Source organism: Armatimonadota bacterium (assembly GCA_036504095.1).
GTDB lineage: Bacteria > Armatimonadota > DTGP01 > JAKQQT01 > JAKQQT01 > DASXUL01.
The window spans coordinates 1-5,245 of the sequence record DASXVS010000038.1 but is presented as its reverse complement, the minus strand read 5'-3'; the positions used below and the strand labels follow the sequence as shown (position 1 = coordinate 5,245).

Genomic DNA, 5,245 nt, shown 5'->3' with positions numbered 1-5,245 from the left:
CAGGTTCCCCAGGTTGTCATAGGTCAAGGTCCGCTCGCCAATCCCCGGTCGGCTGGTGAGCTGGTCCACCTTGTTGAACACCAGAGCGTTCGGAGACCCGGGCGGATTCTTCCTGTTGCCCACCCAGTCGTAGCCGTAGTCCTCCGACGCGCTCCCAGGATAGGTTGCGCCGTCCAGCCGGTTGTTGGCGTCGTACGTGTAACTGGTGTTCCCTCTCCAGTCATCGGCTGAGAGCGGGTTGCCCACCTTGTCCCGGCCCGTGCGGGTATAGTCTATGGTCTCCAGGGCGGTGGAGTTCCCATCCTTGTAGTGGCTGATGCTGTTCAGCCTGTAGCGCGGGTCGGAATCGTAGGCGTAGGTGGAATACGACTTCCGGTTGCCGCCGTAGTAGTTGTCCTGCCGGCTGCGGGTGCCCACCGGGTTGTAGCTGAACCGGGCGAGGTCGCTGTAGGTGCCACTTCCATCCCCGGTCTTGGCATCCTTCAGCCAGCCGTTTGCGAAGTAGTCGTACTTCAGATCGTAGTCGGTGTTCGTGTCGTCGGTGATCTTCACCAGTATCTTCTGACCCAGGTTGTTGTAAGCGTATTCCACGTGGTAGTTGGTCGCGAGGCCGACTGGGGGAGTGTACTGCGTCATCCTCCCCTGCGTGTCGTACACGTAGGTGCTCGTTCCCTGGCTGTCCGTCATCTGGTACCTGAGATTGCTGCCGTCATACCAGGTGTACTGCACGTCGGACGAGCCGGTGGGATACGCCGTTGGGCGGGTATCCGAGGTCGAGGCATAGTAGACGTCGGTCGTCCGGTTAAGGTCGTCGTACTTGTAGAACGTCGTCTTCCAGTCGTTCGTCGCGTTCTTCTGCCTCTTGTACCACTGCTGGCCGTAGACGTCGTAGCCGAACTGCTCCTCACCCAGCAGGTTATCCTGGTAGGTGATCCTGGTCACCCGGTTGTCCTTGTCGTACTCGTAGTTCGTCGTCCTCGTGGTGCCGGAGTCCGACCGGGTCACGACTGTCAGCTTGTTCCCGAAGGCGTCGTAGGTGTAGGCCACCAGGGGGTAAGTCGAGCTCTGGCCGCTCAGGCTCGTATACGTGTCCGTGACCCGGTTAGCGGAGTCGTAGTCGTAATAGGTGATGCGGCCTTCCTCGTCCCTTGACTGGGTGAGCCCGCAGCAGCTATAGGTGTTTTCCGTGTAAGCGAGCGCACCTCCACTCTCCGTGCCTCCGGTTCTGGTATAGATCGTTTGCAACGGGCGCCCCAGGGCATCGTAGGTGTACCATGTCTTGCCGGCTGCTGAAGTGCCCCCGGGATCACCCGACGCGTCGGTGTGCTTGATCACCCTGCCCGCGTCGTCGTAGGTGTTCCACTCGTATTTGTCAACGTAGCCGCCACTGCCGCCGTTGGCCGTCGGATCCCACCACTTGTTGGTGATTTTTGTGGGGCCGGGTCTGAGTATATCCACGCTGTTGATCGTCTCATACCACTGATAGGTGGTGGTCTTGTCCATCGTGCCGTCAACGTCCGGCACGGTCTCAGTCTGGACAAGCCCGTTCTGGATGCCGCTCGTGTAGTAGGTGGAGGACTTGATCGGGTTGGTGTTATCCCAATCCGTGTCCGATGGGGCCCCTCCGCTCACCGCGTCATGCACCTTGATGGCCGTCACTTTCCAGAGCGTGTCCGCGGAGGTTGTGTCCCGCACGTAGAGCGTGTACTTGCCCCGGGTATCCTTGTGGGTCCTTACGAACGGAGAATTCACGGTATTCTCGCCGTCGTCCACCGGGTAGTAGGTGTACTCCTCGGTGTATGGCGGTGAGCCCATCGGGTAAGTGATGGTCTCCGGTCCAACCTTGTAGTACTCGCCGTTTTTCGTACCGATGGCATATGAGGTGCCGATTTCGTGCGCCCTCTGGCCGCCCACCCAATCGTAGACGGCCGTCACAGCGCCGTCGGCGTCAACGTCGTAGCGGGTAATATTGCCCTCGGGGTCCTGCACCTCCGTGACATACATCCGGTAGCCGGCGCTGTTGGTCGTGAAGGTGTACTGCGTCATCTGGTCATGCTGGCTGTCGGACTGGTGCTTCCTTGTAACCTTCGTCACCCCGGAGGTGCCGTAGTCGTAGACGGTCTTGATGTGCGTCGTGACATCCGTCTCCTCAATGGTGATGGTGTTCGTGCCGTAGGAGTAATTGAGCGTCCTGTTGCCCCTTGTTGCCTGGGTCAGCTTCCCGGATGTGCCGTCGTAGTAGTAGTCGGTCATTGAAAGGTAGTTGTTCGGGTACGTACCACGGTTGTTGTAGTCCGACTGGTTTGCCCACTGCTTGACCCATTCAGGTTTGCCTGCGGCGCTGCCGCTCGCGACGTAAGACAGCTCAATGCGTGCTCCATTGGGATCTGGTGGGGCTACCATCGTCAGCTTCCCGGCACTGTCTACCGTATAGTCCCATCTGCCGGTAGTCGTATCGACATAGTCCAAATGGCCGTTCCCATCGAGCGAGGTCGTCGTCGTCTGGCCGTTCGGTGATGTCACCGTGTTGGGTCCAACCGGCCCCGATGTGAAACAGGATGATGCATCCGGTTCAGGCAAGCTGAAGGTACTTGTCGTGCCTCCGGCATCCTCTACCGTATAGGCCTGTCCGCCTCCAGTGATCGTGATCCCGTCACCGATCCCCCACGAGCTGCCTGAGCTGACGTCGAGGACATAACACTTGCCGCTGCAACCACCCTTATACTGCAAATACGTATTTCCGTCGCAGGCGGCGACGATCTTCATCGTATCGTTGGCGCAGGCCTGGGGGTCGTTGAGGTTGGGATAGTAGGGCCCGATGCCTGGCCCGCCGGGATAGGGCAGCGGCGTCACTACTGAGTCGTCGCGAAGGTCTGCATCCGGCAGGGCACTACCGTCCCCTCCGCACGAGCCACAGCCACTGCCTCCGGCCATTGGGCCAAGAGGCTGGGTGTCGCACGTCGGCACGTGGGGCTTGACATTCACAACGAGTGAACGGGTAGTGCCGCAGACGGAGGCTGACACGGTGTGCTCTCCGCATTCACTCTCACCCCAGGTCCTGTGTAATACAGCGCCCTCGGGATCGGCCTGCACGACGACGCCATTGTCTTTCCACACGATCCAGCTCTCGTAGAAGAGTGGCTCGGTCTGAGCCGTGAACGTGGCTTCGTTTCCGATGCACCAGTTGATGGGCTGGGGCGCGGGTGTTTCGGGGTCGTCGTCGTCCACGGTTGTATAGTCGGGCCCTAGGAGCGAGCCCATCCCGACGACGGTGATGTACCAGGTCACAGCCTGATCGGAATCGAATCCAGGCTGGCCTTCGGTGTCCCCGCCATCGCGGGCGGTGCATGTGACACTATAGTAGCCTGGTGTTGAAGGAGCGTAGTAAGTGTAGCTGGTCAGGTGCCCAACGCTGGTGGGGTCGGTGCCGATGGTCCAGGAAAGTGTCGGGTCCACGTCCTGGCAAACTATCGGCTCACCGTACACGTCCCGGTCCGAGGCCGTTACGGAAAGCGTCACCTGCGAGTTCACGCAGACGCTCCTTGTTATGGGATCGTTAGTGGGATTACGGTTCAGGGAGATGTCGGTTCCGTGGCCGGTCTTTGGCAGGTTATTGGCACAGGGTGCCGGGTTCCCATTCGCCGGAGTCAACCAGCCGGTGAAAAGTAACGCTACCGCAATGAGGCGAGTAAAACTGGTCATTTGACACCTCCTGGCTTGCCTTCGCCGGTCAGCTGGGCATAGTCGGTTTTGGCCAGGACCGCCCAGGATTCGTCCGGATATTTGGATATCAACAGGTCTGCCTGGGCCTTCGCTTTTTGGAAATCACCGGTTCGCATGTAGCAATCGGCCGCCAAATACAGGCACAGCGCGGCATAGTTCCCAACCTCTTTCTGCTTTGTCGCGTCGATGAACCGGGTCGCGGCCGCCGCGTAGTTCTTTTGGTCGTAGCTACAGTATGCCAGGTCGTGCGCGACCACCATGAGGGCCGGATAGTCGGGGTACTTTGTCATGAAGTCCCGCAGCGCTGGCTCGGCAACCGCATAATCCCGGAGGTTATGGACCTGTATCGCGGCGATCCGCGCCTGCGCCTCCACGGCCGGCGGTTCGTCGGGAAACTCCCTGATAAGCTGTCGTAGTTTGCCTATGGCGCCGCTCGCGTTGCTGGTGCCTCCGAGGCACTCACTCAGTACCTCCGCCTGACGGGTGAGCGAATCCGCCCGAAGCTCCGGAACCTCATCGTACATCTTCTGGAGCCAGGCCAGCTCACCCGCGTAGTCCTTCTCCGCGCGGAGCACCTCGTCGATTCGGAGCCGTGCTTCATTCGACGCCCCGTTCCCCATCTCCAAGGCCGTCTGGAAGGCTTCCCGGGCTTCGGTGTATTTCCCCTGGAATTGGAGGCAGATTCCCATGGCCAGGTATGCCTTGTCGGCGCTCGCTGGGAACTGCGCTATGAGCGCCCTATAGATGGCCACAGCGGTCTCGTAATCGCCGCTCTCCCTGTAGCACTGCCCCAGAAGCGAGTTCAACTCACTCAGGGTATTCCCGGCGTCTGGGTGCGCGGCGATGCTCTTCTTCAGGAGGTCTATTGCCTCAGCGTACCTCTTCAGCCCGAAGTAGGTGCGCGCCAGGCGGAAGTCCGCGTTGGCAGCATCCGCCGGGTACTGAACGGCAATAGACTGGTAGATCGCAATTGCGCTCGCTGAGTCGCCGGTGATGCCGTAGACCTCGCCGAGCCGGTAGAGCATCTCTTTTCGAACGCGCTCGGCGTCAGGATATTTCTGGATGCCGAGCTTAAGAGCGGATATGCTCTCGGGGTACAATTTCTTCCCCTGAAGCGCGATCCCGATACAGAGCTGGCCCTTGGGGGCAAGCGCTGGATCGCCCGACCTGACGACGGCCGAAAACAGGACAATTGCGTCGTCGTATTTCGCGTCTTTCATCAGTTCCTGGCCTGCTTTCAGGTCAGAACCGGGATCGGCCAAGGCCGCGAGGGATAGGATCGGGATAACCGCCAGCGCGAACAGACATTTCTTCCAATGCATCGGTGTTCTCCTGGCTGCTGAAACAGGGGCGACGGGAAGCGGCGCCAACAATTTCAATAGCGCAATTCAAACGCGCGCGAGAACACACGGGGAAGAGATGTAGAAACCCAAGGCCGTCCGCAAGCGTGATTGAGGCCCGACCACACCGTGGGGTCCGACACCTACCTGATATTCACCGCGCACAGAATCAGCGCAGGGCA

2 protein-coding genes are annotated in these 5,245 nt (G+C 60.0%); both read right to left on the bottom strand.

Features of this window, described 5'->3' with window-relative positions; all coding sequences use genetic code 11:
• A partial coding sequence (locus VGM51_07215) for a hypothetical protein (protein HEY3412831.1) occupies positions 1–3,702 on the bottom strand: 3,702 nt, incomplete at its 3' end.
• Positions 3,699–5,045, bottom strand: coding sequence for a tetratricopeptide repeat protein (locus VGM51_07210; protein HEY3412830.1), 1,347 nt, complete (start codon positions 5,043–5,045; stop codon positions 3,699–3,701). The genes VGM51_07210 and VGM51_07215, both read right to left, overlap by 4 nt.
• Between the last annotated feature and the right edge of the window lie 200 nt (positions 5,046–5,245).